The following is a 25,213-nucleotide window of genomic DNA, read 5'->3' as shown; positions in this document are numbered from 1 at the left end:
TAACCCCCTATATTCCCAGGAGAAATCAAACCCGTATACCCCTGTTACGCAGCCATAATCCCCCTATATTCCCAAGAGAAACCAGACCCACATACCCCGGTTACGCAGGTTAATACCCGAAAGAAACCCGCGAGATACTTCAATTACGCAGCCAATACCTGATCGCTTTGTCGGATTCTTGGCCCGGGCCGGCGAGTGACGGCGCGATGCTGGTTGCCACCCGTGCCCGACCAGAAGCCCATCGACACCTCTAGGCAAGACCAGGTTTTGCTCCTACACTCGACTACATGGAGAACAACGACCTGAAATGGTGGGCTGCGGTACCGATTCAGCTGCTCGCGGCTGTCTTCTTGCCTGTGCTGGCCGTGCTGGCGATTGCCAACAAGATCCATGAGAAGCGCCATCCGCCTCGGCGGATGGTTTGCGGAACCTACCTGATGCCTGCGCCGAGTCTCCAGGTGGAGGACCCCCTCTTGCGCGACTGGCAGGAACTGACAAAGCGGCCCGCGACGTACTCCACGCCCCGTATGTGGACACCGAAGGGGTCAAGACGATGCTGGGAATAGCTGGCCCTACAAAGGCCAGTAGCTGACAACCTGACGACAAAGCGAGGGAGATATGAAACGAATGAACCTGCTTGCTATCTGCGGTGCGATCTCGGTGGTATTGCTGGCAGGCTGTGCGGTCTCGTCCCCGATCAAGAAGATCAGCGAGTCGGAATCGGCATTCAGTGATGACCCCGCCAGCCGGATCAAGCCCCAGAAGGGGAGCCCGGATATCTATCGAATCTACGACCGGGCAGCGACTGGCTTTGTCTCGATTGGAACCGTGCGCGAGGGGCTTGAAGAACGGGCACGCAAGTTTTGCGACGACAAAGCAAAAACCCTCCATGAGCTGGAGTCGGAACAATCCGATCCGCCCTATATCCTCGGCAATTTCCCCCGCATGGAGTTGATTTTTACCTGCGACACCAAAGCCCAACCGAAAGCAGCTGGAGCGCCACCGGACAAATATGGCGAGCTGGAAAAGCTGAAGCACCTACTGGATACCGGCGCACTGACAGAGGCAGAGTTCGACTCAGAAAAGCGCAAGGTACTCGGGGTGCCATAGTCACGCCAGTCAGGGCACATGCTCAACTCTTCTTTCGCCCTGCCCATCATCCTGCTCGACGATGGTAATTTGTAGGCGGGGCGCGTTGAGATCGTCGACAACCACTGAGGCCGCCGCGACCAAGAACAGCATGCGTCCGGTCCGCCCGGGTCAGGTTCTGCGGAAAGAGCTCCTGGTCCCGCTCGGTTTGAGCGTTGAGGTTCTGGCCCCCCGAGCTGGTCGTGCCCGTTTCTCGAATTTTGGCTGTCATCCAGGAGGTCGATGCCCGTCTGGCCATCCTCGTGCTAGTTGTCGAGGTTGACCACGGCGCTGTGCGCAAACCCCATCTATCGCGCCAAACTATTACTCCGGCCACAATAAAACGTACGACCACGGGGTCAGTTGCTGCGCCAGACAAGGCTTCCATGGGTTGCAGACGTTCGATAAAAAGTGGCCGGGTTAATATCCCCAATTCTGAGAGCATTGAACAGCCCTGGCCCATCACCATCGCCGTCGAGTTGCTTCACCCCACAGACGCTCAGGAAGTACCGGGCCTCGTCACACGTCGTCATCTGCTTGTAGAATCGCTTGGTGCCACACCGGCCCTAGGCTGATCCCTCCGCCGCCACGCGGGCCTCTGGAGTGGTCGCCTGTGCCCGCTCCGGGTGTCGGAACACCCATGGCGAGATGGCGTTCGGCTGAGACCACAGACCCGTTCTGCAGCCTTTGGCTAAGCGCTCGGCGGCGAAGTATTCCGGCTCGCTGGCGTACTTGGTGTAGACCCACGCCATGCCGCGCCTGACCTGCTCAAGGTTGGCATCCTTCCCGTTGATCCACAACTTCCTGACTATCAGGCGGTGAAGAAAGGCCTTAAACTAACTGTCGAGTCCCGTGAGGTGATAAACCTTTTTTCGAAAGAGATGAGGGTGTGAAGACTGCCATTCTTTCAGGCTCTGCACCGGTGATCGATGGTTCAAGGCTTTTTGCGGGATGTGGTGGTTGTAAAGGTGCGTGTATCGATGCAATGTGGCTTCGAGGTCCTCTGTGGATTCGAAATGGTGGGTTTGCAGTACCTCGGCAATCCTGCCATTGAAGCGCTCGACCCTGCCGTTGGTTTGCGGGTGGCGTGGCGGTATCAGGCGATGCTCGATGTCCTGTTCGGCGCAGGCGCGATCAAAGGTGTGCTCCCCTGAGGGGCCCTGTTCGCGGCGCAGACAGCGATCGGTGAATTCGGAGCCATTGTCGGTCAGGCATTTCTGGATACGGAAGGGTGCGGCCTGAATCAAGGCTTTCAGGAATGCAAAACGGCGTGAAAAACTTTCCAGGGTCCTGGGGAAAAGAGCGTTGAAAACTTTCCACCCCAGGTCGTTCAATGCCCGGCTTTTAGCCGGAGTAACCTGGAGTGATCAGAGTGGAACTCATTGCCGAACTGCGGCGCCTGCATTTTGTTGAGAAGGTCAAAATCAGCGAACTGGCCAGGCGCTTTCATCTATCCCGACCGACGGTCAGAAAGCATCTACAGACCGAGGGCGACCCGGTCTATCCCACCCGCAAGCAGCAACCCTATCCCCAACTGGGTCCCTATCGGGATCGGTTAAGGGAGTGGTTGGAGTTTGATGCATCCCTGCCCAGGAAACGTCGCCATACCGCCCAACGTCTGTTTGAGCGATTACAGGTGGAGGGCTATCGCGGCGGCTATTCCTCCGTTCAACGCTTTGTGAAGGTGTGGAAGAGCGCACGCACCGAAACACCGAAAGTCACGCAAGTGTTTGTGCCGTTGGTGTTCTCCCCGGGGGACACCTGCCAGTTCGACTGGAGTCATGAGACCGTGGTCATCGGCGGTGTCGAGCACGTCGTGAAGGTGGCGCATTTCCGCCTGAGCTACAGCCGGAAGATGTTCGTCGTCGCCTACCCACGCGAGACCCAGGAAATGGTGCTGGATGCCCATATTCAGGCGTTTGCGTTCTTTGGCGGCGCCCCCAAGCGCATGGTCTATGACAACCTCAAAACGGTGGTGGACACGATATTCCTGGGGAAGGAGCGTCGCTTCAACCGACGGTTCATGGCCCTGGCCAGCCATTACCTGTTTGAACCGGTCGCCTGTACCCCTGAATCGGGATGGGAAAAAGGACAAGTGGAGAATCAGGTCGGTAACGTGCGCGAATGGCTGTTCACGCCGACACCGCATTTCGACAGTTTGGTTGAACTCAATGTCTGGCTGGCTCAGCGTTGTGAGGAATTGGCTCGACGCGCTCACCCGGAACAGGCTTCACGTACTATCGCGGCGTGCTTTGCTGAAGAACAGGGCTGTCTGATTCCCGTCACGGCCCGTTTCGACGGGCATGTCGATGACATGCGCCGGGTCAGTTCCCAATGCCTGGTGTCGGCTGACCGGAACCGCTACAGCGTACCGGCCCAATGGGCTAATCAGGTGGTCTCGGTCCGTCTCTCCGCTGACCGAGTCCGCATGGTGGCCAACGATGACATCGTGGCTGACCATGCTCGTTGCTTCGGTCGCGGTCAGCTGATTTGTGATCCCTGGCATTACCTCCCCGTGATCGAGCGCAAACCCGGCGCCCTGCGCCACGGGGCACCCTTCGTCCAGTGGGATCTGCCCGTTCCCATCAAAGTCGTGCGAGACCGCATTCTGAAGCAGGACAAGGGCGATCGCGCCTTTGTCGAGCTCCTGCTGATGGCGCGCACGCTTGGGGACAGCGGATTGGAAACCCTGGAAGTGGCCTGTGAGTTGACGTTGCAGTCCGGCGTGATCTGCGCTGCCGTGGTGGTCAATGCCATGCAGCGACTGACCGAGGCATCGAGGCCGAAAACCCTTGAACCCGCCGGTGCGTCGATACCGCAACTGACGCTGGAACCGGTCGCCGATTGCAGCCGCTACGACAGCTTACGGGGGGTGACCTATGTCCATTGATCGCGTAGTCGACCTCAAGGCCTTGCATCTCTATGGCATGGCCGCTGCCTGGAGTGAATGGCTGGCCGAGTTCGGTCATCAACAAAAGCCCGTGATACCCGAAGTCTGGTTGGACCGGTTGATCGCCGCTGAACAAGCGTATCGGCAATCACGCAGCCTCAACTATCAACTCAGGGCCGCTCGCTTTCCGATCCATCGCGACTTGTTGAACTTCAACTGGCATGAAACGCCGTTGGCACAGCATCGGGTCGAACAACTCGCCACGGCCGGCTTCATGGCGGAAGCGCACAACGTGATTCTGGTCGGTGGCACCGGAACCGGTAAAACCCACCTGGCCACCGCTTTGGGCATCGCCGCTATCCATCAGGGCAAGCGGGTGCGGTTCTTCAACGCCGTCGACCTGGTCAACCAACTGGACCGGGAAAAGCAGCAAGGTCGCGAAGGTAACCTGGCCAAACAACTCGTCCACATGGACGCCATCATTCTCGATGAGCTGGGCTACCTGCCGTTCCCTGCCTCCGGGGGTGCCTTACTGTTCCATCTGGTCAGTAAGCTCTATGAAAAGACGTCCTTGATCATCACCACCAATCTCAACTTTGCCGAGTGGGTGCAGGTGTTCGGGGATGCCAAGATGACCACGGCCCTGCTGGACCGCATCACCCACCACTGCGACATCCTGGAAACGGGCAATGACTCCTATCGTTTCAAGCAACGCAAAAGGAGCATCACACCCCAATCACCCTAGCGCTCATCTGGAAACTATTCGGCGCTCTTCCCTGGAAACTTTTCAAAGCCGATTGACACTCCGAGCCCAAGGACTGCGAGTACCTGGGCGAGGCCACGGGAAATCAGGGCAACTTCTTCACGGGTGGCTGGACCAGCAACGCCAACCTGGAGACCGGTGCACGGAATGACCTCAAGAACCAGGCGGCGCAGATGGGCGGGAATACCGTTCAGTTGCTGTCGACACGTGCAGGGCAGACCGGCAGCTTCGGGGTTGCCAACGGAAGCGGCGGTGGCTCGAGTGAGCAGACCAACGTGACATATGTGGGCGCTGTTTATCGCTGCAGGTGACGCCCAGGCGGCTTGCGCCACGCTGGCCGGGCTGGCGATGAGCGCTCCGGTTGCGCGCCCTGCCTTAGAGCCGATTCGAATAAACATCTTCATATTCATTCTTTTGAACCGAAAAGCCCTGTTGCTAGCATCTTGACCCGATGCGAGCCGTTGTCCGGCATGCGCAGCAAACCTCACCGATCTGCTCAAGACAGCCCATGAACGCAAGCGCAAGCCTCCCCGAGTCCCAGGACAGTCCGGACCTCGCCACGGAAGCCATTCGCACCGCTCTCCGTGACCTGAGGTTCGGGGCGGTAGAGATCACGGTTCACGAGGGCCGCATCGTGCAAATCGAGCGCCGCGAAAAACAGCGGTTCAACCTCCCGGGGCTACCGATGGCATGAGCACACCCCCTCAGAGGGCGGGCGAGGAGACTCGCCGGCCGCGGCCCGCATGGCAGCAGCTGGACGAGCGGTCCGCCGGCGGCATTATCGATAACCCGGGAATCAACGGGATGATTCAACATCGGCAGGCGAATGTTGCCGCGATGGCCGCATCGTTGCCCGCCTCGCCGTACCGCTAGCGTGCCCGATCATGGCCGCTGCCCCTGAGTCAGGCTCCGGACCCACCGCCCGGCTGGCCGCCGCCATGGCGAGGCTGCTGCTGGCATGGCGGCTGCGGCTGCGGGCGGACACCGGCGCGGCCGGTCTGGATTCGATGTTGCTGTGGGCCGCGCTGGTGGGGGTTGCGGGTGGACTTTGCTCGGGCCTGTTCCGTGCGGCCAACATTGGCCTCAAGTGGCTCATGACCGGGCAGACCCAGGATATCGTCGCCATAGCCGAGAGCCTGTCACCTGCCATGCGCCTCTGGGTACCCACGCTGGGTGGCCTTGCCGCCGGCTCCGTGCTCTGGCTGGGGGCGCGCCTATGCAACGGCCTGCGCTCCCGGGATTACCTCGAGGCCGTCCGGCTCGGCGACGGTGTCATCGCGGTCAGGCCCACCCTGGTTCGCCTCGCCTCATCGCTGATTTCCATCAGTTCTGGCGCTTCGATCGGGCGCGAGGGCGGCATGGTGCAGTTTTCCGCCCTGGCGGCTTCCAGCATCGGCCGTCTGCTCCGCTTTCCCAAGCAACGCTTGCGCCTGCTGGTCGCCTGTGGCGGTGCGGCAGGATTGGCCTCCGCCTACAATACGCCGCTGGCCGGTGCGCTTTTCGTCGCCGAAATCGTCATGCATACCCTGGCCATCGAGGCGTTGGGGCCGCTCATCGTCGCCGCCCTGTCCGCGACCTTGGTCATCCGCCACTGGATCGGTCTGCGACCGATCTACACCCTGCCATCCCTGACCCTGGCTCATCCCCCGGCTATCGCGCAGGTGCTGGGCCTTGGGCTGCTTGCGGGTATCCTGGCGCCAGCCTTCCTGGCCCTGCTCGATGCCTGTCTTCGTCTGGTGCAGCGCTTGCGCCTGCCCTTGCCGCTCAGCCTGGGCCTGGGCGGATTCGCGATCGGGGCGATTTCCCTCTGGTATCCCCAGGTTTGGGGCAACGGTCATGCCGTGGCAGAGTTCATCCTGACCGGATCGCCAATGCGTGATTTCGTGCTCAGCCTCGCCCTGCTCAAGATGCTGGCCACCGCCGCAGCGGTCGGCACCGGCACCATCGGTGGCGTATTCACACCCACCCTGCTGATCGGTGCCTGCACCGGTTGGCTCTATGGCCAGTCCTTGCTGGCGCTGGGTCTCGATGGGTCTACCGATACCGTGACCTTTGCCATCCTCGGCATGGGGGCGTTTCTCTCAGCCACCACGTTTGCCCCGGTGATGGCGATCCTGATGATCTTCGAGATGACCCTCAAGGCCGACCTGCTGCTTCCCCTGATCGCCGTGGCGATGACCGCCCGCTACATCGCCGCCGCAATCCGTCCGGTTTCCGTCTACTCGAGTTCGCTGGGCAACCCGCGCACCCAGGTACCTTTCCTCATGCAGGCGGAGGACCTCATGAGCCCTGCTGCTGCCCGCGTCAACATGGAAGCCACCGCCCAGGCTGTCAGCGAAATGTTCTGCCGCTCCACGGCCCCGCAGGTATGGGTCGTCGATGCGGCCGGGCGCTACCAGGGCGCCATCACGCTGGACCGCATGAAGCTGTTTCTCGGCGATCCCACGTTGCGGCACCTCAAGGCGTCGCGGGTCTTCATGGAGGACGACATACCGGCCATCACACCGGAGACCCCGCTCACCCAGGCCTTGGGATTACTGGTCAGACATGAATGCGACCGCCTTCCCATCGTCGACGCGGAGCGGGTTTTGCTCGGCGAAATCACCCGGAACGATATCCTGCTGGCCCTGGCCTGAGCCCACGGGGCCGCTGCTGGCCCGTGGGGAGCGTGTGGTCATGAGCCGGGGCGGAGGGGAACAGGGCATCGCGTCATGGCCAACCCGAAAAAGCCGTTTCCAGAAACCCCAGCGGCTGCTCATTGATCGCTTGCGGCGCCATTTCCCCGGGCTGGCCGGATTGCACGAGGCACGCCAGTGATGTCGCCCACCGTCACAGCATCGGGTGATCGGTGGAATCAACCGGGTCAACCGGGAGCCCCGGGCACGGTGGGGCGGGTTGCCTGTTCCTGCCCGTGGCAGAGGGATCCGGCAATCCGGGGCTCAACCCATGGTGCGCTGAGCCCGCCAGAGAAATAAGCATATTCGATCAGGGTATTTGTAAGGCTCTCCTGCCGGCTGTTAACTTATATGCAAGGCAAAAACATGCCTTTTCACGCCGATAACCGTTTCCACCACTCTGGCCTTATACCTTCATAAGTCTAGAATGGTCCTATCGGGCAAGCTGACCGGACCACCGGAAGCCAGTGAATCCAGAAAAGGATTCACTGGCTTTTTTTTTGCCCGCGCGGCGGAGCCGAAAGGGAAACGGCTTTTGGTCACACAAGCATCGCAGGAGGCAGCATGAGCCGCTGGTACGAAGACAATTCCCGCGCCATCGGCCGGACCCCGCTGGTCCGGCTTAACCGCATCACCGTGGGCGCCAAGGCCACCGTGCTGGCCAAGATCGAGGGCCGCAACCCGGCTTACTCGGTGAAATGCCGCATCGGCGCGGCCATGGTCTGGGATGCCGAGCAGCGCGGCCTGCTCGGGCCCGGCAAGGAAATCGTCGAACCGACCAGCGGCAACACCGGCATCGCCCTGGCTTTCGTGGCCGCGGCGCGCGGCATTCCCCTGACGCTGACCATGCCGGAGACCATGAGCATCGAACGGCGCAAGCTGCTGGTGGCCTATGGTGCGAAACTGGTGCTGACCGAAGGCGCCAAGGGCATGCCGGGCGCCATCGCCAAGGCCGAGGCGATCGCCGCATCCGACCCCGCCCGCTATGTCCTGTTGCAGCAGTTCAAGAACCCCGCCAATCCCGCCATTCACGAAGCCACGACGGGTCCGGAAATCTGGGACGACAGCAACGGCCAGGTCGACATCCTGGTTGCCGGCGTCGGCACCGGCGGCACCATCACCGGTGTCAGCCGCTATCTCAAGCACACCCGCCACCAGCCGGTCCTGTCGGTCGCGGTGGAGCCCGCCGCCAGCCCGGTGTTGTCGCAGACCCGCGCCGGGCAGCCGGTGCAGCCCGGTCCGCACAAGATCCAGGGCATCGGCGCCGGTTTCGTGCCGGATGTGCTCGACCTGTCGCTGGTCGACGCCATCGAACCGGTCAGCAACGAGGAGGCCATCGACATGGCCCGCCGGCTGGCGCGGGAGGAGGGCATCCTGGCCGGCATTTCCTGCGGGGCGGCGGCGGCGGTGGCGGTGCGGCTGGCCCAGCGTCCGGAGCACGCCGGCAAGACCATCGTCGTGGTCCTGCCGGATTCGGGCGAGCGCTACCTGAGCACGGCGCTCTATGAAGGCATCTTCGACGCCAATGGCCTCGCCGCGTGAAGGAGTGCGAGGCATGTCACCCTTGCCCGAGTTCCAGGACCCCATCGGCATACCCGCGATCGTCAAGGCATTGCTCGACATCCGCGAGCGTGCGCTGGCCTGTCGCCATGGGGACGATGCCTCCCTCAAGCTGCCATACCGAAGCGAGCTCAAGGACATCGTGGAAGGCTTCGCCACCGTGCTGTTCCCGAACCGGCTGGGGGCCGGCGACCTTACCGAGGAAGGCGTCGACTATTACGTCGGGCACCTGCTGGAAACCAAGCTGCGGCGGTTGCGCGTGCAGATTCAGCGGGAACTCCGCTACACCCACGAGCACCTGCAAAGACGGGCGCCAGACCGTCGGGTCATCAGCGATCAGTCGGAGGAACTGATCCGCGAGTTCGCGCAGTCCCTGCCCAGTATCAGGGCCTTGCTGGACAGCGACCTGCAGGCTGCCTACGAGGGCGATCCGGCCGCCAGCAGCGAGGACGAAGTGCTGATCTGCTATCCGGGCATCCTGGCTGTCATCCACCATCGCCTCGCGCACAGGCTCTATCAACTCGGCCTCCCGCTCATCGCGCGGATGATCGGCGAGATCGCCCATTCCGAGACCGGCATCGACATACATCCCGGGGCACAGATCGGCCCCAGCTTCTTCATCGATCACGGCACCGGCGTGGTGATCGGCGAGACCAGCGTCATCGGCTCCCGGGTTCGCCTGTATCAGGCCGTGACGCTGGGTGCCAAGCGCTTCCCCGCCGACGAGCACGGCGTCCTGATCAAGGGCGGCGCCCGTCACCCGATCATCCAGGACGACGTGGTGATCTACGCCGGGGCGACCATTCTGGGGCGCATCACCATCGGCCGTGGCTCGGTCATCGGCGGCAATGTCTGGGTGACGCACAGCGTCCCGGAATTCAGCAACCTGACGCAGGCGCCGGCGCGCAGTGAATATTTCAACCATGGGGCGGGCATATGAGGCGTTGCCCCGACCCCCCCGATTGCTTGCATCGCTTGCCGCCTTGCCCGCGATGCGTGCAAGCAAAGATCCCGGTTAACACTTTGACTGGCCCATATCCCCGCAACTGGAGACGACCATGGCTGAATCAGAAAGACAGCAACTTGCGCTTGGCGACAACGCCGCGCGTACCCTGGCGAATGCCACCAAGACCGTTCCACAACTCGTCACCATCTCACCGCGCTGGCTCACCCACCTGCTGCCCTGGGTCGGCGTCGAGGCCGGCATCTACCGCGTCAACAAGGTCAAGGACGCCTCGCGCGTGCTGACCGCCTGCTCGCACCGTGACGAGAGCGACCTGCCGCAGACCTTCGTCGACTACGACGAGGGCGCGCGCGAGTACTTCCTCAGCGCCGTCACCTCGATCGTCGACATCCACACCCGGGTTTCCGATCTCTACAGCAGCCCGCACGACCAGATCAAGGAACAGCTCCGCCTGACCATCGAGACCATCAAGGAACGGCAGGAAGAGGAACTGATCAACAACAAGGAATATGGCCTGCTGCACAACATCGTGCCCGAGCAGCGGCTTTCCACCCTGGCCGGGCCGCCCACGCCGGACGACCTCGACGAACTGATCGCCAAGGTGTGGAAGGAGCCGGCCTTCTTCCTGGCCCACCCCAAGGCCATCGCCGCCTTCGGCCGCGAAGCCACCCGCCGTGGTGTTCCACCGCCCACCGTGAACCTGTTCGGCTCGCCGTTCCTGACCTGGCGCGGCATCCCGCTGGTGCCCTCGAACAAGGTCAAGATCGAGAACGGCAAGACCAGCATCCTGCTGCTGCGCACCGGCGAGAGCCGTCAGGGTGTGGTTGGCCTGTATCAGCCGGGCCTGCCGGGCGAGCAGGGGCTGGGTCTGTCGGTCAAGTTCGGCGGCATCAGCCGCAAGGCCATCGCCTCCTACGTGGTGTCCCTCTACTGCTCGCTGGCTGTCCTCACCGAGGATGCCATCGCCGTGCTCGAGAATGTCGATGTGGAGAAATACCATGACTACCAGCCTGTCTACCGGTAACCCCCTGCCTATCGGCACCGAACGCCCCGCAACGACTCCGGGGCTCCCGGGCGATATCCCCGGTCTGGACGCTACGGCCCCCTATGCCAACGAGTTTCTCGTTGTGGTCCCTGGCGCGGGCGCTTTACCAAGTGCCGTCCCGGCGGCGCCCGCCAACCCGGGCTCAGCTGTGGACATTCCCAACGAGGACGACCTCAGGAAGATTCCGGCAGCACTGGCCGGGGTCTCGGGGCAGGGCCCCGCCGCCTTGGCGCAAGCTCCGACGGCGTCGGACGCGGATGCCGGCCTCTATTTCCTGAAGGCCGTGCCACCCACCAGCCCGGGTGTGGTGCCCTTGCTCCGGCCGGACCGGCCCGGCACCGATCCCAACCTGAACTCCGTGGCGCCGGTGGCTATTTCCACGGCCAACCCCAGAGCGCCGACCAGCCAGCGCAGCGTGCCCGGCAGCCAGCACGGCTCCACGCCTCCGCATACACCCGGCGTCGAGCTGGGTTCGCAGCCTTTCGCTGGTGCTGTTCCTCCCGCCTCGGCCTTCCCGACGACTGGCGAGGAACCCTTGCGGGCCGCTCCCGGTGTGTTGGCTGATGTGGCGGGCACCAGTCCGCTTGCGGGATTGGGCGCCGCTGGTGGTCTGCCCTCGGGCTCCCCGCCTTATTTTCTGGAGGGAACCCAGCCGACGCCAAGAATCCCGGTGGACATCAATCTGCCTGCCCGGAATGCCGGGTACGAACCGCTGCCCGATCTGGGTCCGGTCCGATTGCCCAGCCCCGCCTTGAACGTGCCCGCTGGAGGCCTGTACTTCGTCGATGACGTCGGCCGCCTGGGTGCGAAGGGCAAAACATGAGGTGGAAAGCTCGCCTGACCATCGATTCCGTTAACCACTCGAGGACACTGTCATGACCGATCTGGACCAACAGCAACTTGCGCTTGGCGACAACGCCGCGCGTACCCTGGCGAATGCCACCAAGACCGTTCCGCAACTCGTCACCATCTCACCGCGCTGGCTCACCCACCTGCTGCCCTGGGTCGGCGTCGAGGCCGGCATCTACCGCGTCAACAAGGTCAAGGACGCCTCGCGCGTGCTGACCGCCTGCTCGCACCGTGACGAGAGCGACCTGCCGCAGACCTTCGTCGACTACGACGAGGGCGCGCGCGAGTACTTCCTCAGCGCCGTCACCTCGATCGTCGACATCCACACCCGGGTTTCCGATCTCTACAGCAGCCCGCACGACCAGATCAAGGAACAGCTCCGCCTGACCATCGAGACCATCAAGGAACGGCAGGAAGAGGAACTGATCAACAACAAGGAATATGGCCTGCTGCACAACATCGTGCCCGAGCAGCGGCTTTCCACCCTGGCCGGGCCGCCCACGCCGGACGACCTCGACGAACTGATCGCCAAGGTGTGGAAGGAGCCGGCCTTCTTCCTGGCCCACCCCAAGGCCATCGCCGCCTTCGGCCGCGAAGCCACCCGCCGTGGTGTTCCACCGCCCACCGTGAACCTGTTCGGCTCGCCGTTCCTGACCTGGCGCGGCATCCCGCTGGTGCCCTCGAACAAGGTCAAGATCGAGAACGGCAAGACCAGCATCCTGCTGCTGCGCACCGGCGAGAGCCGTCAGGGTGTGGTTGGCCTGTATCAGCCGGGCCTGCCGGGCGAGCAGGGGCTGGGTCTGTCGGTCAAGTTCGGCGGCATCAGCCGCAAGGCCATCGCCTCCTACGTGGTGTCCCTCTACTGCTCGCTGGCTGTCCTCACCGAGGATGCCATCGCCGTGCTCGAAAACGTCGACGTGGACAAGTACCATGACTACAAACCTACCTACAGATAAGTCTGTGGCGTCAGGTTCGGCATACCTGGTCGAGGCCCTGGGCCTCGCCGGGCTTCCCGATGTGGATGTCCTGACGCGACTGGCCAACGAATATTTCGCGGCCTTGCCGGACGGGGGCGGCGCCTTCCTGCAGAAAGCGCCTGCCGTACCGGCCAGCGCCGCGCCCGATCAGCTCGATGAAGCCGCCTTGGCCGCGCTGCCGCTGGACCGTATCGCCGCGCCTGGGGACCGGGACGGATTGGCGGAATTTTATTTCCTGCGCCCGGTTCCGGCGGCGGCCGCCATCACCGTGCCGCCCTCGGCCGCAAGCCGGGAACCCCGGCCGGCGCCGCAGGAGGGGACCGCCCCGCCGCTCGCGCCAGACCCGGGTCTAACGACCGGGGGAGCGGCGGCGGCCCTGGCGCATTACTTCCTGGGAGGCGCCCAGCCCCCCCGCACGGCGGCGCCGGGCTTACCCCAACCCGGACCGGACATCCTGCCCGATCTGGGTCTGCCCCGAACCACCGTGCCCGGCATCGCCGTGCCGAAAGGGGCGCCGCCCGGCGGCGCGCCGGTGACGGCCGGAGGCGAAGCGGCGGACGTGTCCTTGTATTTTCTGGGCGAAATGGTCAGCGTTCCGGGTGATCCCGCCTGTCAGGGCCAGGAACCACAGGAAAATCAGGTTGCCCATCTCGATTCCGCCCATCCGGGCTTCGATGTCTGGCAGGTGCGCCGGGATTTTCCCATCCTCAATGAGACCGTCCACGGCAAACCGCTGATCTGGCTGGATAACGCCGCGACCACCCAGAAGCCGCAGGCGGTCATCGACCGGCTGGCTTATTTCTACCAGCACGAGAACTCCAACATCCACCGGGCGGCCCATGAACTGGCGGCGCGCGCCACGGATGCCTACGAGGCGGCCCGCGACACGGTGGCGCGCTTTCTCGGCGCGGGCAGCCGGGATGAGATCGTGTTCGTGCGCGGCACCACCGAGGGCATCAACCTGATCGCCCAATCCTGGGGCCGGCGCCACATCGGCCAGGATGACGAAATCGTCATCACCTGGCTGGAGCATCACGCCAATATCGTGCCCTGGCAGCAACTCTGTGCTGAGAAGGGGGCCAGGCTGCGGGTAGCGCCGGTGGATGACAGTGGTCAGATCCTGCTCGACGAGTACGAGAAGCTACTGGGCCCCAGGACCCGGCTGGTCGCCTTCTCGCAAGTCTCGAACGCCCTCGGCACAGTCACCCCGGCCCGGGAGATGATCGAGATCGCCCATCGCTACGGCGCGCGGGTGCTCCTGGACGGCGCGCAGGGCGCCCCGCATCTGAGGGTCGACGTCAAGGCCCTGGACTGCGACTGGTACGTGTTCTCCGGGCACAAGGTGTTCGGGCCGACCGGCATCGGCGCGGTCTACGGCAAGCTGGACCTCCTGAATGCCACGCCGCCCTGGCAGGGTGGCGGCAACATGATCCAGGACGTGACCTTCGAGCGCACCCTGTTCCAGCCCGCCCCCGCAAGGTTCGAGGCCGGCACCGGCAACATCGCGGATGCGGTCGGGTTGGGCGCGGCGCTCGACTACGTGGAACGTGTCGGCCTGGAAAATATTGCCCGCCACGAGCACGACCTGCTGGCCTATGCGACCCGCGGCCTGCTGGAAATACCGGGCCTGCGTCTGATCGGCACCGCGCATGAGAAGGCCAGCGTGCTGTCCTTCGTGCTGCAGGGCTTCCGCTCGGAGGATGTCGGCGAGGCGCTCAACCGTTACGGCATAGCCGTCCGCTCCGGACATCACTGTGCCCAGCCGATCCTGCGTCGCTTCGGCCTGGAAACCACGGTGCGGCCCTCGTTCGCTTTCTACAACACCTTCGGGGAGGTCGACGCGCTGGTGGAGGCCGTCCGTCGCATCCAGGGCGGCAGTCACGCCCTGAGGCGCTGATACCCGACCGCGGGCCACGCCATCGCCGGCGCGGCCCGCGCCTTTCCATCGCATGGGAGCATCCCTTGACCATCGAAAAGCCAAGGACCGGCCGCATCGCCATCATCGGCGCGGGATTCAGCGGCAGCCTGGTGGCCGCGCACCTGTCCAGGATCGCGCTCCGCGGGACCGAGATCGCCCTGATCGAGAAGGCGCCGCGTCAGCAGGGACGCGGGGTCGCCTACGGTACCGAGCTGGCCTGCCACCTGCTCAATGTTCCGGCGGGCAACATGAGCGCCTTCCCGGACGATCCCGATCATTTCCTGCGCTGGGCGCGGGCGCGACGGGACTCGCTCCTCTGTCCGCCCTGGGTCACCGAGGTGGAGGCGGGAAGCTTCCTGCCGCGCCGCGCCTATGGCCGCTACCTCGTCGACTTGCTGGACGCCGCGGTGCGCGAGGCAGCGCCAGGTATCGAGCTGAGCCACCACACCGCCGAGGTCATCCGCATGGCGGAAACCCCGGACGGGGTTTGCCTGCAGCTGCGGGATGGCCCCCGGCTGCTGGCCGACCGCGCAGTGCTGGCGCTGGGGAACTTTCCGCCGGGAGATCCCTGCGTGGCGGAACCCGCCTTTTATGCCAGCATGCGCTACCATGGCAATCCTTGGAAGCCGGGGCTGCTCGACACGGTGCTGGCAACCCGCTCCTGCCTGCTCATCGGCGGGGGGCTGACCATGGTGGACTGGGCAATAGCCCTGAAATCGGCGGGATACACCGGCCTTATCCATGCCATCTCGCGGCGGGGATTGTGGCCCCGGGCACATGCGCCGGCCATGGCCACGGCTTTTGCCCTCGATACCGTCGCACCCTCGACGCGCAACTGGCTGAGAGCCCTGCGTCGGCACATTCGGGAAACGGGCGGCGACTGGCGCGCAGCCATCGACGCCCTGCGCCCGGCCAACCAGACCTTGTGGCAATCCCTGCCTCTGGCCGAGCAACGCCGCTTCCTGCGCCATCTGCGGCCCTGGTGGGACTGTCACCGGCACCGGCTCGCGCCGACCGTGGCCGCTCGGCTGCAGGCGCTGGTCGATGACGGACAGCTGGTTTGCCATGTCGGACGAATCCTGGAGTACCGCGAGCAGCCGGATACGGTGGAGATACTGGTTCGACCACGGCATGGGGGCGACGCTGGCGTCATCGCGGTGGATGCCGTGCTGAACTGCTCGGGCTCGGAGAGCGATTACCGCCGGTTGGAAAGCCCTCTGGTGAGCGATCTCCTCGATCGGGGCCTGATTCGCCCGGATACCCTGCGGCTGGGGCTCGACGTTGCCGCTGATGGGGCGCTGCGGCGTGATGATGGTACCCCCTCGGATCGATTGTTTACCCTCGGTCCGCCCGAGAAAGGCATGCTTTGGGAGACCACCGCCGTGCCGGAGATACGGATCAAGGCTGCCCGGCTCGCCGAGCGGTTGTCGAGACCATAGACGGGTCAGATTTGGAAATCCAGCGGCGCGTCCCGTTCGGCCTGGGCGCGTCGGGTGATGGCGTGGATATCGTGACGTTCGCCAGGCAACGCCAGGTCGTCCTCGCCCGGAATGGCCGGCAACCGCTCCGGAGGCGCCGCGATCAGGGCGATGAGGCCGGCATCGTTCAGGTTTTCCAGCACTGCCGCGGCGTGCTCACCCAGTGTTTCCAGATCCAGGACCGTGCAGAGGAAGCCCCGGTCGAACAATTGCCGCTCCAGTTCGCGCGCGATGAGCTGCCGGTTTTCGCCTGTCAGCCAGACGCGGACAGGCCGCTGGCCCAGGCGGCATTGTCGCTCCACGGCCGTCACCGGCCTGAACGCGCTGTCGCCGGTCACGGGGCCCACGATCATCCCCGCCCCGACAGTGACATTGGTGAGGCGATCGATGACGATGAAGGCGCCGGTGCCCTTGCAGACGGTATAGGGATCGAAGGCGATGGGGGCGCTGAGGGCCAGCTCGCAGAGGCCGATCTCGTTCAGGTGCAGCTGGGTGGCCGGGTGATGGGCCTGGGTGTTGACATCGATGCGGTAGCGGATGCGCGGCACCGAGCCGGTGACGCTGCGGGTGTTCTGCTTGATCAGGTACTGCCGGCCCGGCACCAGCGCCGCCTCGGTCATCCACACCACCTGCGCCAGGAAGCGCGCGGCCAGCTGCGGCACATCGTCCGGCCGCACCAGGAGATCGCCGCGGCTGATGTCGATCTCGTCGGTCAGGGTGAAGGTCACCGCCTGCGGCGGGAAGGCCTCGGCCTGCTCGCCGTCGTAGGTGACGATGCTGGCGATGTGGCTGGTCTTGCGCGAGGGCAGCACCATCACCGGATCGCCCTTGCGGAAGATGCCTGCGGCCACGGTGCCGCTGTAGCCGCGGAAGTCGAGGTGCGGCCGGTTGACGTACTGCACCGGGAAGCGCGGATTGACCATGTTCTGATCGTCGGCGATGGCGATGCTGTCCAGCAGCGCCATCAGCGGCGGCCCGTCGTACCAGGGCATGTTCGGACCGGGATGGACCACATTGTCGCCCTTCAGCGCCGACAGCGGCAGGAAGCGGATGTCCCTGATCGCCAGTTTCTCGGCAAAGGCCAGGTAGTCGGCCCGGATACCGTTGAACACCTCCGCGCGGAAGTCGACCAGATCCATCTTGTTGATGGCCACCACCACATGGCGGATCCCCAGCAGCGAGACGATGTAGCTGTGCCGCCGGGTCTGGGTCTGCACCCCATGGCGGGCATCGATGAGGATGATGGCCAGGTCGCAGGTTGAGGCGCCGGTGGCCATGTTGCGGGTGTACTGCTCGTGCCCCGGCGTGTCGGCGATGATGAACTTGCGCCGGGTGGTTGAGAAATAGCGGTAGGCCACGTCGATGGTGATGCCCTGCTCGCGTTCCGCCTGCAGGCCATCCAGCAGCAAGGCCGGGTCGAAATCATCGCCGGTGGTGCCGAACTTGGCGCTGTCCTTGCGGATGGCGGCCAGCTGATCCTCGTAGATCAGCTTCGAATCGTGCAGCAGCCGCCCGATCAGGGTGCTCTTGCCGTCATCGACATTGCCGCAGGTGAGGAAACGCAGCAGCTCCTTGCGCTCGTGCTGGGCCAGATAGGCATGGATGTCGCGGGCGATCAGCTCGGATTGGTGCGCCATCAGAAATAACCCTCCTTCTTCTTCTTCTCCATGGAGCCCGACTGGTCGTGATCGATCAGGCGGCCCTGCCGCTCCGAGGTGGTGGTCAGCAACATTTCCTGGATGATCTCGGGCAGGGTGGTGGCGTTGGACTCCACCGCACCGGTCAGCGGATAGCAGCCCAGGGTGCGGAAACGCACCCGCTTCATCTCCGGCACCTCGCCCGGCGCCAGCGGCATGCGGTCGTCATCGACCATGATCCAGATGCCATCGCGCATCACCACCGGCCGCTCGGCGGCGTAGTAGAGCGGCACGATGGGGATGTTCTCGAGATGGATGTACTGCCAGATATCCAGCTCGGTCCAGTTGGAGAGCGGAAACACGCGGATGCTCTCGCCCGCGTTGACCTTGCCGTTGTAGAGATTCCACAGTTCCGGCCGCTGGTTCTTCGGGTCCCAGCGATGATGCTGGTCGCGGAAGGAATAGACGCGCTCCTTGGCGCGGGACTTTTCCTCGTCGCGGCGGGCGCCGCCGAAGGCGGCATCGAAGCGGTACTGGTTGAGCGCCTGCTTGAGCGCCTCCGTCTTCATGATGTCGGTGTGCTTCTCGCTGCCATGGTCGAAGGGATTGATGCTCTGCGCCACGCCCTCGGGGTTGATGTGGACGATCAGGTCCAGCCCCAGGTCATGGGCCATGCGGTCGCGGAAGGCGATCATGTCGCGGAACTTCCAGGTGGTGTCGACATGCAGCAGCGGGAAGGGCGGCCTGCCGGGATGGAAGGCCTTGAGCGCCAGGTGCAGCATGACCGCCGAGTCCTTGCCGATCGAGTAGAGCATCACCGGCCGGTCGAACTCGGCGGCAACCTCGCGGATGATGTGGATGCTCTCGGCTTCCAGTTGCTTGAGATGGGTGAGGGTGTGTGCGGACAATTCCAGGGCGGCCAGGGCCGGGTTGTCGGGGCGTGCGAGTGCGTGCATGAGGTTTCCGGCGGATCGATCGTCAGGGGCGGGGGGCGCTGCCGGCGGTTGCCGGGGCGACATACGCGCGACGCAGGACGAAATCGCCAAAGGTTTCCCCGGGCTCGCGTCCGCTTGCGTAATCGCGCAGGATCGGTGTCAGCACCTCGATCACCTCGTCTTCGGACATGGCCTCCCGGTAAAGCCGGTTCAGGCGCGTTCCATCGAAGGCCGCACCGAGATATAGGTTGTAACGGCCCGGTGCCTTGCCCACCAGCCCGATTTCGCCGAGGAATGGGCGGCCACAGCCGTTGGGGCAACCTGTCACGCGCAGGTTGATCGGCGCTTGCTCCAGCCCCAGCGCGCCCAGCACGCTTTCCAGCCGGCTCAGCAGGGCAGGTAGCCAGCGCTCGCTTTCCGCCATCGCCAGGCCGCAGGTTGGAAAGGCGACGCAGGAGATGGCGCGTTGCCTTAGGGCGCTCTGGGATTCCGGCAGGGGGATGCGATGCCACGCCAGGACGCGCTCGATGTCGGGCTTCAGACTGGGCGCGACACGCGCGATGGTCAGGTTCTGGTTGGCGGTCAGCCGGAAGTCGCCGTCATGGAGACGTGCGATCTCGCGCAGCGCGGTCAGCCAGGCGATGCCGCCGGTATCGCGCAGCCGGCCACTGGGTATCGCCAGCGTCAGGTGCCAGTCGCCCTGGCCGTCCTCCATCCAGCCCAGCGGGTCGCCGCTGTCGCGGAATGCGAATGGCCGGGCCTCCGCCAGGGGCTCACCCAGGCGGTCCTCGAGCTCCGTCCGGAACCAGTCCAGGCCCCGGTCATCCAGCGTGTATTTGAATCGCGCATGGCGACGGTTGCCGCGGTCGCCGAAATCCCGCTGGATGGCGAGGACGTGATGGGTGACCGCTATCAGCCGTTCGGGCGGGCAGAAGCCGATGACGCTGGCGAGTCGGGGATATGTGGCCGGGTCGCTGTGCGTCATGCCCATGCCTCCGCCGACCGCGATATTGAAGCCCAGCAGGGTCCCGCTCTCGGCGATGGCGATGAGGCCGAGATCCTGGGCCAGGACATCGATATCGTTGCGGGGCGGCAGGGCGATGCCGATCTTGAACTTGCGCGGCAGGTAGGTCTTGCCGTACAGCGGCTCATCGTCTTCGTCTTCCGCTCCTGCCGGAGCCAGTGGTCGGCCGTTCAACCAGGTTTCGGCATAGGCGCGGGTCCTGGGCAGGAGTTCGTCGCTCAGGCGGCCGGCCCACCCGTGCAACTCGGCATGCAGGGGCGAGAGGTAGGGGTTGTTGTGACAGACCACGTTGCGATTGACATCCCCGCAGGTGGCCAAGGTATCCAGCTGCGCAGCATGAATGCCGGCGATCACCGTCCCGAGATGCCGTTTGGGGACACCGTGGAACTGCAAGGTCTGGCGCGTCGTGATGCGCAGCGAGGGAAAGCCATACCGTACCGCCAGCTCGTCGAGCTGCTGCCACTGCGCCGGTGCACAGACGCCGCCCGGCATGCGAACCCTGATCAGATAGCTGTAGGCGGGTTCCAGTCTGCGGCGCAGCCACTCCTGGCGCTGGTCGCGGTCGTCCTGCAAGTAGGCGCCGTGGAACTTGAGCAGTTTTGCGTCATCCTCAGGGATGCTGCCGGTCACCGGGTCGGCGAGGTTCGCCGCCAGCGTCCCCCTCAGACCGTGACTGTTGCGCTTGAGGGTTTCCTCGGGGGCCAATTGCCGTTGCTTGCTGTCGCTCATGGGGGCATCCACCTCTTGGCATCCATTCAATAGACATCGCGCTGGTAGCGTTTCGCGGCTTGCAGCGCCAGCCACTCCTCTCTGGCCTGATCGGGGCTGCGGCCGCCTTCCCGCACCAGGACTTCGCAGAGCGCGTCGTGGACATCCGGCGCCATTCTCGCGGCATCGCCGCACACATAGACGTGGGCGCCTTCCTCCAGCCAGGCCAGGATCGCCCGCGCGTTTTCCCGGATGCGATGCTGCACGTAGCACTTCTCGTCGGTATCGCGCGAGAACGCCACGTCGATGCGCGTCAGTAGCCCCTTGCGGCGGTAAGCCAGCCATTCGCTCTGGTACAGGAAATCGTGCTCGAACTGGCGGTCGCCGAAGAACAGCCAGTTGCGGCCGGTCGCGCCGATGGCTTCGCGTTCGGCCAGGAAGGCGCGAAACGGCGCCACGCCGGTGCCGGGACCGATCATGATGATGGGCGTCGCGGGGTCCGCGGGCAGGCGGAAATTCGGGTTTTCCTGGATATAGACCGGCACGGCCGCGCCTGTTTCCACCCGGTCGGCGAGGAAGGTGGATGCCACGCCATGCCGGAGGATCCCATGTGCCTCATAACGCACCACGGCCACGGTCAGATGCACCTCGTCCGGGTCTGCTGTCCAGCTCGAGGCGATGGAATAGAGACGGGGCGGCAGCCGGCGCAGGAGGTCGACAAACTGCTGGCTGGTGAGTCCGACCGCCGGGAATGCCCTGACGACATCGAGGATGTCCCGGCCCCGGAGCCAGACCTGGAGCTCGCCGCGCCGGTCGGGTTTCAGCAGGGTCGCCAGCCGGGAGGAGCCGACCAGCGGGGCATAGTTTTCGAGGAAGGCGCGGGAGGCCGTGGTGATTTCATATTCGCTTAACAGGGCGTTCTCCAGCGAGAGCGTAGCGCCCCCGGGCCCGGTGATGGAGTCGGCGTGGTAGAGATGCAGTGCGGCCAGCAGCGCCTCTACCTGTTCCGGCCGATTGCCGGGCACGACGCCGAGCGCATCGCCCGGCGTGTAGCGGAGTCCGGAGTCGGCGAGGGACAGTGCTATGTGGCGGACATCCTTGGAGGAGCCCGGACCGGTGAGGGGCAGGTTTTCCAGCAGACGTGCCGGAAAGGGATGCCGGCGCGAGTAGCGTGCCGCGGCGGCGGGTTGCGCACCGACGTTGTTCGCATCGATGCCCTGCCGGGGCTGTTCCAGCCGGGCCAGAACCTGATCCAGCCAGGCTTCGGCGGCGGCCTCATAGTCGATGTCGCAATCCACTCGCTCGATGATCGCTTCGGCGCCCAGTGAGGCCAGACGCCCGTCGAAGTCGTGGCCGGTCTTGCAGAAATGCTCGTAACTGGAGTCACCCAGCGCCAGTACCGCATAGCGGAGCCTGTCGAGCCGGGGGGCATGCGGGCTGTGCAGAAAGTCATGAAAGGCGCGGGCATTGTCCGGCGGCTCGCCCTCACCATGGGTGCTGACCACGATCAGGACCGACGATTCGCGCTTGATCCTGGCGAAGGGATAGCCGGCCATGGATTCCAGCCTGACCTCGTGGCCCGCCTGGACCAGACGCTCGTGGAAGGCCCGGGCCAGTCTCTCCGCATTGCCCGTCTGCGAACCATGGAGCAGCGTGATGGCTGGCGCGGATGCCGGCTTCGCCGGCTCGGGCCGTGGGCCGTCCAGGGCGGCGAAGCCGGCCACAAAACCACTGACCCATTGGCGCTGTGCCGGTGTCAGGGCGCCCAGCAGGCTGACCAGGGTCTGCCACTGCTCGGGACTCAGGGGAGAAGGAGTATCGTTCATGACGTTGACAGCCGGGATCCTGGAGGCGGGTTCGGGGTGGCCGGCAGCAGTCGCTGCGTACCAGCGCCCGGATCAGGCACCGTGGGAACCCCAGGGCCGGTAGCGGTCGAGCAGGCCAAGGTCTTCCGCGACCGGTCGGATGGCGAGGTATCCGGCATGGGTGTTCAATGCCCTGGCGAACCCGGCATCTGCGGCCAGGGCCTCCAGTCCCTGCTGCGCCAGCCGCAGGGCGTAGGGCAAGACGGCGTCGGAGAGAGCGACGGTGGCGGTGCGCGGGTACGCGCCCGGCATGTTGGTCACGCCATAATGGATGATCCCGTGCTCGACGAACACCGGATGGCTGTGCGAGGTGGGGCGGGATGTCTCGATGCACCCGCCCTGATCAATGCTGACGTCGACCACGACTGAGCCCGTTCGCAGGTGCTGGATCTGCTCGCGGGTCATCACGTAGTCGGCCCTGGCCCCGCGCCGCAGCACGGCGCCGATCACCAGATCGGTTTCCGGCAACTCGCGGTCGATGGCCGCGGGAGTCGAATCGACGTAGAGGAAGCCCTCGCCCAGCTCGGTCCGGTATTGCTGGCCTTTCGCCGGATCCAGGCCAGCCAGCACGACCCCGGCGCCCAGGCCATGCGCGCTGCGCGCCGCGTGGTGGGCGACGACGCCATCGCCGATGACCAGCACCCGGCCATGGCGGACGCCTAGCACCTGGCCGAGCTGTACGCCCTTGCCGCCATGCGTGCGCCCTAGGTAATAGGCGCCGACCAGCGCGGCCATGTTGCCGGCGATGGCGCTCATGGGCGCCAGCAGGGGCAGGTGGCCGTGGCGGTCCTCCAGGGTTTCGTAGGCGATGCCGGTGGTGCCGCGCTCCAGCAGAACCTCGGTCAGCGAGCGTGGCGCGCCGGACAGGTGCAGGAAGGTGAACAGCATCTGCCGCTGGAGATGGCCGTACTCGGATGCCAGCGGCTCCTTGACCTTGATGACCAGCTCGCTGTCCCAGGCCTCATCGACGCCGACCAGGCTGGCGCCCGCGGCCCGGTACTCATCGTCGCCAAAGCCAGCACCGAGTCCCGCGCCGAGCTCGACGCGCACCGCGTGTTTGGCCATCACCAGCTGGCGGACGGCGTCGGGGGTGAGGGCGATGCGTCCCTCCTGATCCTTGATTTCCTTGGGCAGGCCGATCTTCATGGGTGCTCCTCCTCTGGGTCCGGCGACAGATGGCGGGTCCGGGCCACCGGCGTGATGGCCGGTCGGCCCGCCGCCTCGCTTGGCTCAGGCGGCCTTTTGTGCCACCGCGTCGGCCTGAAAGGCCTGCAAGCCGCCCTCCAGCGACACCACATCGCGATAGCCCAGCTGCTGGAGCATGTCCGCCGCAATGGCGGACCGGTGGCCGATGGCGCAGTAGGTCAGGATCGGGGTTGACCTGTCCGGAATCAGCTCGCCGATGCGGGCTTCCAGTTGCAGCCAGCTCAGGTGCCGCGCACCGGGAAGATGGGCCGCATCGAATTCGCTCCGCTCGCGCACATCGAGCAGGCGTCTGCCGCGATGCTCCGGATCGACCGCGGTCGCCGGGGGGATTTCCCTGATGCGGGTTCGGGCATCGTTGGCCAAGGCCAGGATTTGCTGGAAGCTGGGCATGACGGTCTCCTTTGGTGGGCTGATGAGGGCGATTCAAACCAGGCGGGCCGAGAGCACCCCGTCGATGGCGCGGATGCGCTCGAAGGTGGCCGCCGGCACCGTGTCCGAGAGGTCCAGCAGGGTGAAGGCATGGTCACCCCGCGACGCGTTGATCAGGTCGACGATGTTCAGTCGGGCATCGGCCAGGGCCGCCGTGATCTGTCCGACGATGCTGGGAACGTTGCGATTGGCGGCGGCGAGTCGCACCTTTGCCCCGTTGCGCGGCAGCACGACATCGGGAAAGTTGACGGCATTGCGGATGTTGCCGTTCTCCAGGAAGTCCTTGATCTGGTCCGCCACCATGACGGCACAGTTGTCCTCGGCTTCGGCTGTGGACGCGCCCAGATGGGGCAGCACGATGGCATTTGGCTGGTTGACCAGCGCGTGGCTGGGGAAGTCCGTGACATAGGCGCCGAGCCTGCCGTCCTGCAGGGCCCGGATCACGCTGCCCTCATCCACGACCCCGCTGCGGGAGAAGTTCAGCAGCACGGCGGCCGGCTTGATGGCGGCGAGCCGTTCCTCGTCGAGTAACCGCCGTGTCTGCTCGTTGAGCGGCACATGCAGAGTGACGAAATCGGCTTGTGCCAGCAGCTCCTGCACGCTGGTGGCCTTGATGGCGGTAGCGGAGAGTTTCCAGGCACTCTCCACGGTCAGCAGGGGATCGAACCCGATCACCTGCATGCCGAGGGCACTGGCGGTGTTGGCCACTGCAACGCCGATGGCGCCCAGGCCCAGTACGCCCAGGGTCTTGCCGGCCAGCTCGGAACCGGCTAAGCGCTTCTTGCCTGTCTCGACCTGCTGCCCGAGGCTGGCATCGTCACCCTCCAGGTCGCGGACGAATGCCAGCGCCGAGGGAATCCGCCGCGCCGCCAGCAGCAGGCCGGCCACGACCAGTTCCTTGACGGCATTGGCGTTGGCCCCGGGAGCGTTGAACACGGGTATGCCACGCGCCGTGCAGGTATCCACCGGGATGTTGTTGGTCCCCGAACCGGCGCGGCCCACGGCCTTGACGCTGTCCGGAATCGGCGTGCCGTGCAGGTCGTGGGAACGGAGCAGGATGGCGTCCGGCTGCCGGATCTCCGCGGCCACTTCATAGCGGTCGCGCGGCAACCGCTCCAGCCCAAGCGGGGAAATGGTGTTGTAGGTCAGTATCTTGTACATG

General features: G+C 64.9%; 22 protein-coding genes and 1 pseudogene. 12 read left to right on the top strand and 11 right to left on the bottom strand.

Annotated elements, in window-relative coordinates; genetic code table 11:
* Window positions 1-627 precede the first annotated feature (627 nt).
* Window positions 628-1,110, top strand: coding sequence for an SHOCT domain-containing protein (locus ACH5N8_RS09590; protein WP_483281155.1), 483 nt, complete (start codon window positions 628-630; stop codon window positions 1,108-1,110).
* 9 nt (window positions 1,111-1,119) lie between these two features.
* On the opposite strand, the gene ACH5N8_RS09585 is transcribed toward ACH5N8_RS09590, so the two are convergent.
* From ACH5N8_RS09585 to ACH5N8_RS09575, 3 genes and pseudogenes are all read right to left on the bottom strand, one after another.
* Window positions 1,120-1,242 (bottom strand): hypothetical protein, encoded by a 123-nt coding sequence (locus tag ACH5N8_RS09585; RefSeq protein ID WP_483281154.1) that lies wholly within the window; start codon window positions 1,240-1,242, stop codon window positions 1,120-1,122.
* A gap of 452 nt (window positions 1,243-1,694) precedes the next feature.
* On the bottom strand, window positions 1,695-1,928 hold the full coding sequence (locus ACH5N8_RS09580; protein WP_483281153.1) for a thermonuclease family protein: 234 nt from the start codon (window positions 1,926-1,928) through the stop codon (window positions 1,695-1,697).
* A gap of 36 nt (window positions 1,929-1,964) precedes the next feature.
* A pseudogene (locus ACH5N8_RS09575) lies at window positions 1,965-2,387 on the bottom strand (integrase core domain-containing protein); the annotation flags it as partial.
* A gap of 113 nt (window positions 2,388-2,500) precedes the next feature.
* Here ACH5N8_RS09575 and istA point away from each other — a divergent pair.
* Both istA and istB read left to right on the top strand, forming a co-directional pair.
* Window positions 2,501-4,018, top strand: a complete 1,518-nt coding sequence (istA, locus tag ACH5N8_RS09570) for an IS21 family transposase (protein WP_460028912.1) — start codon at window positions 2,501-2,503, stop codon at window positions 4,016-4,018.
* Window positions 4,008-4,763, top strand: coding sequence for an IS21-like element helper ATPase IstB (gene istB, locus ACH5N8_RS09565; RefSeq protein ID WP_483281132.1), 756 nt, complete (start codon window positions 4,008-4,010; stop codon window positions 4,761-4,763). The genes istA and istB overlap by 11 nt, the downstream gene beginning before the upstream one ends.
* Window positions 4,764-4,777: 14 nt before the next feature.
* Here istB and ACH5N8_RS09560 read toward each other — a convergent pair whose 3' ends face one another.
* Window positions 4,778-5,191, bottom strand: coding sequence for a hypothetical protein (locus ACH5N8_RS09560; protein WP_483281152.1), 414 nt, complete (start codon window positions 5,189-5,191; stop codon window positions 4,778-4,780).
* Between the two features lie 41 nt (window positions 5,192-5,232).
* On the opposite strand from ACH5N8_RS09560, the gene ACH5N8_RS09555 reads away from it, so the two are divergent.
* The 9 genes from ACH5N8_RS09555 (at window position 5,233) to ACH5N8_RS09515 (ending at window position 16,208) form a co-directional block, all read left to right on the top strand.
* Window positions 5,233-5,475 carry a YezD family protein gene (locus tag ACH5N8_RS09555; RefSeq protein WP_483281151.1) on the top strand — a complete coding sequence of 81 codons (243 nt, stop codon included), beginning with the start codon at window positions 5,233-5,235 and terminating at the stop codon, window positions 5,473-5,475.
* 190 nt (window positions 5,476-5,665) lie between these two features.
* Window positions 5,666-7,417 (top strand): ClcB-like voltage-gated chloride channel protein, encoded by a 1,752-nt coding sequence (locus ACH5N8_RS09550; RefSeq protein ID WP_483281150.1) that lies wholly within the window; start codon window positions 5,666-5,668, stop codon window positions 7,415-7,417.
* Window positions 7,418-8,020: 603 nt separating this feature from the next.
* Window positions 8,021-8,998, top strand: coding sequence for a cysteine synthase A (cysK, locus tag ACH5N8_RS09545; protein WP_483281149.1), 978 nt, complete (start codon window positions 8,021-8,023; stop codon window positions 8,996-8,998).
* A 13-nt stretch (window positions 8,999-9,011) separates the two neighbouring features.
* On the top strand, window positions 9,012-9,956 hold the full coding sequence (gene epsC / locus ACH5N8_RS09540) for a serine O-acetyltransferase EpsC (RefSeq protein ID WP_483281148.1): 945 nt from the start codon (window positions 9,012-9,014) through the stop codon (window positions 9,954-9,956).
* A 118-nt stretch (window positions 9,957-10,074) separates the two neighbouring features.
* Complete coding sequence (locus ACH5N8_RS09535; RefSeq protein WP_483281147.1) at window positions 10,075-11,004, top strand: family 2A encapsulin nanocompartment shell protein; 930 nt, start codon at window positions 10,075-10,077, stop codon at window positions 11,002-11,004.
* Window positions 10,979-11,848, top strand: a complete 870-nt coding sequence (locus ACH5N8_RS09530; protein WP_483281146.1) for a hypothetical protein — start codon at window positions 10,979-10,981, stop codon at window positions 11,846-11,848. Before ACH5N8_RS09535 ends, ACH5N8_RS09530 begins: the two co-directional genes overlap by 26 nt.
* 52 nt (window positions 11,849-11,900) lie before the next feature.
* Window positions 11,901-12,830, top strand: coding sequence for a family 2A encapsulin nanocompartment shell protein (locus ACH5N8_RS09525; protein WP_483281145.1), 930 nt, complete (start codon window positions 11,901-11,903; stop codon window positions 12,828-12,830).
* 4 nt (window positions 12,831-12,834) lie between these two features.
* Complete coding sequence (locus tag ACH5N8_RS09520) at window positions 12,835-14,748, top strand: family 2A encapsulin nanocompartment cargo protein cysteine desulfurase (protein WP_483281144.1); 1,914 nt, start codon at window positions 12,835-12,837, stop codon at window positions 14,746-14,748.
* Between the two features lie 65 nt (window positions 14,749-14,813).
* Window positions 14,814-16,208, top strand: a complete 1,395-nt coding sequence (locus ACH5N8_RS09515; RefSeq protein ID WP_483281143.1) for an FAD/NAD(P)-binding protein — start codon at window positions 14,814-14,816, stop codon at window positions 16,206-16,208.
* A 5-nt stretch (window positions 16,209-16,213) separates the two neighbouring features.
* On the opposite strand, the gene cysN is transcribed toward ACH5N8_RS09515, so the two are convergent.
* From cysN to ACH5N8_RS09480, 7 genes are all read right to left on the bottom strand, one after another.
* The gene (gene cysN / locus ACH5N8_RS09510; RefSeq protein WP_483281142.1) at window positions 16,214-17,884 is read right to left on the bottom strand and encodes a sulfate adenylyltransferase subunit CysN; all 1,671 of its coding nucleotides are present in this window, start codon (window positions 17,882-17,884) and stop codon (window positions 16,214-16,216) included.
* Complete coding sequence (gene cysD, locus ACH5N8_RS09505; protein ID WP_483281141.1) at window positions 17,884-18,840, bottom strand: sulfate adenylyltransferase subunit CysD; 957 nt, start codon at window positions 18,838-18,840, stop codon at window positions 17,884-17,886. The genes cysN and cysD overlap by 1 nt, the downstream gene beginning before the upstream one ends.
* Before the next feature lie 22 nt (window positions 18,841-18,862).
* Window positions 18,863-20,572, bottom strand: a complete 1,710-nt coding sequence (locus ACH5N8_RS09500; protein ID WP_483281140.1) for an NADPH-dependent assimilatory sulfite reductase hemoprotein subunit — start codon at window positions 20,570-20,572, stop codon at window positions 18,863-18,865.
* Window positions 20,573-20,598: 26 nt separating this feature from the next.
* Window positions 20,599-22,377: an assimilatory sulfite reductase (NADPH) flavoprotein subunit gene (locus tag ACH5N8_RS09495; RefSeq protein ID WP_483281139.1), complete on the bottom strand. Its 1,779-nt coding sequence runs from the start codon at window positions 22,375-22,377 to the stop codon at window positions 20,599-20,601.
* Between the two features lie 72 nt (window positions 22,378-22,449).
* Window positions 22,450-23,562 (bottom strand): alanine dehydrogenase, encoded by a 1,113-nt coding sequence (gene ald / locus ACH5N8_RS09490; protein WP_483281138.1) that lies wholly within the window; start codon window positions 23,560-23,562, stop codon window positions 22,450-22,452.
* Between the two features lie 84 nt (window positions 23,563-23,646).
* Complete coding sequence (locus ACH5N8_RS09485) at window positions 23,647-24,012, bottom strand: rhodanese-like domain-containing protein (protein ID WP_483281137.1); 366 nt, start codon at window positions 24,010-24,012, stop codon at window positions 23,647-23,649.
* Between the two features lie 33 nt (window positions 24,013-24,045).
* Window positions 24,046-25,212 (bottom strand): 3-phosphoglycerate dehydrogenase family protein, encoded by a 1,167-nt coding sequence (locus tag ACH5N8_RS09480; RefSeq protein WP_483281136.1) that lies wholly within the window; start codon window positions 25,210-25,212, stop codon window positions 24,046-24,048.
* Window position 25,213 lies beyond the last annotated feature (1 nt).

The organism is Methyloparacoccus sp. NF-16 (assembly GCF_056880625.1).
Note: the sequence above shows the minus strand (reverse complement) of the source record. Positions and strands in the feature narration are given on the sequence as shown.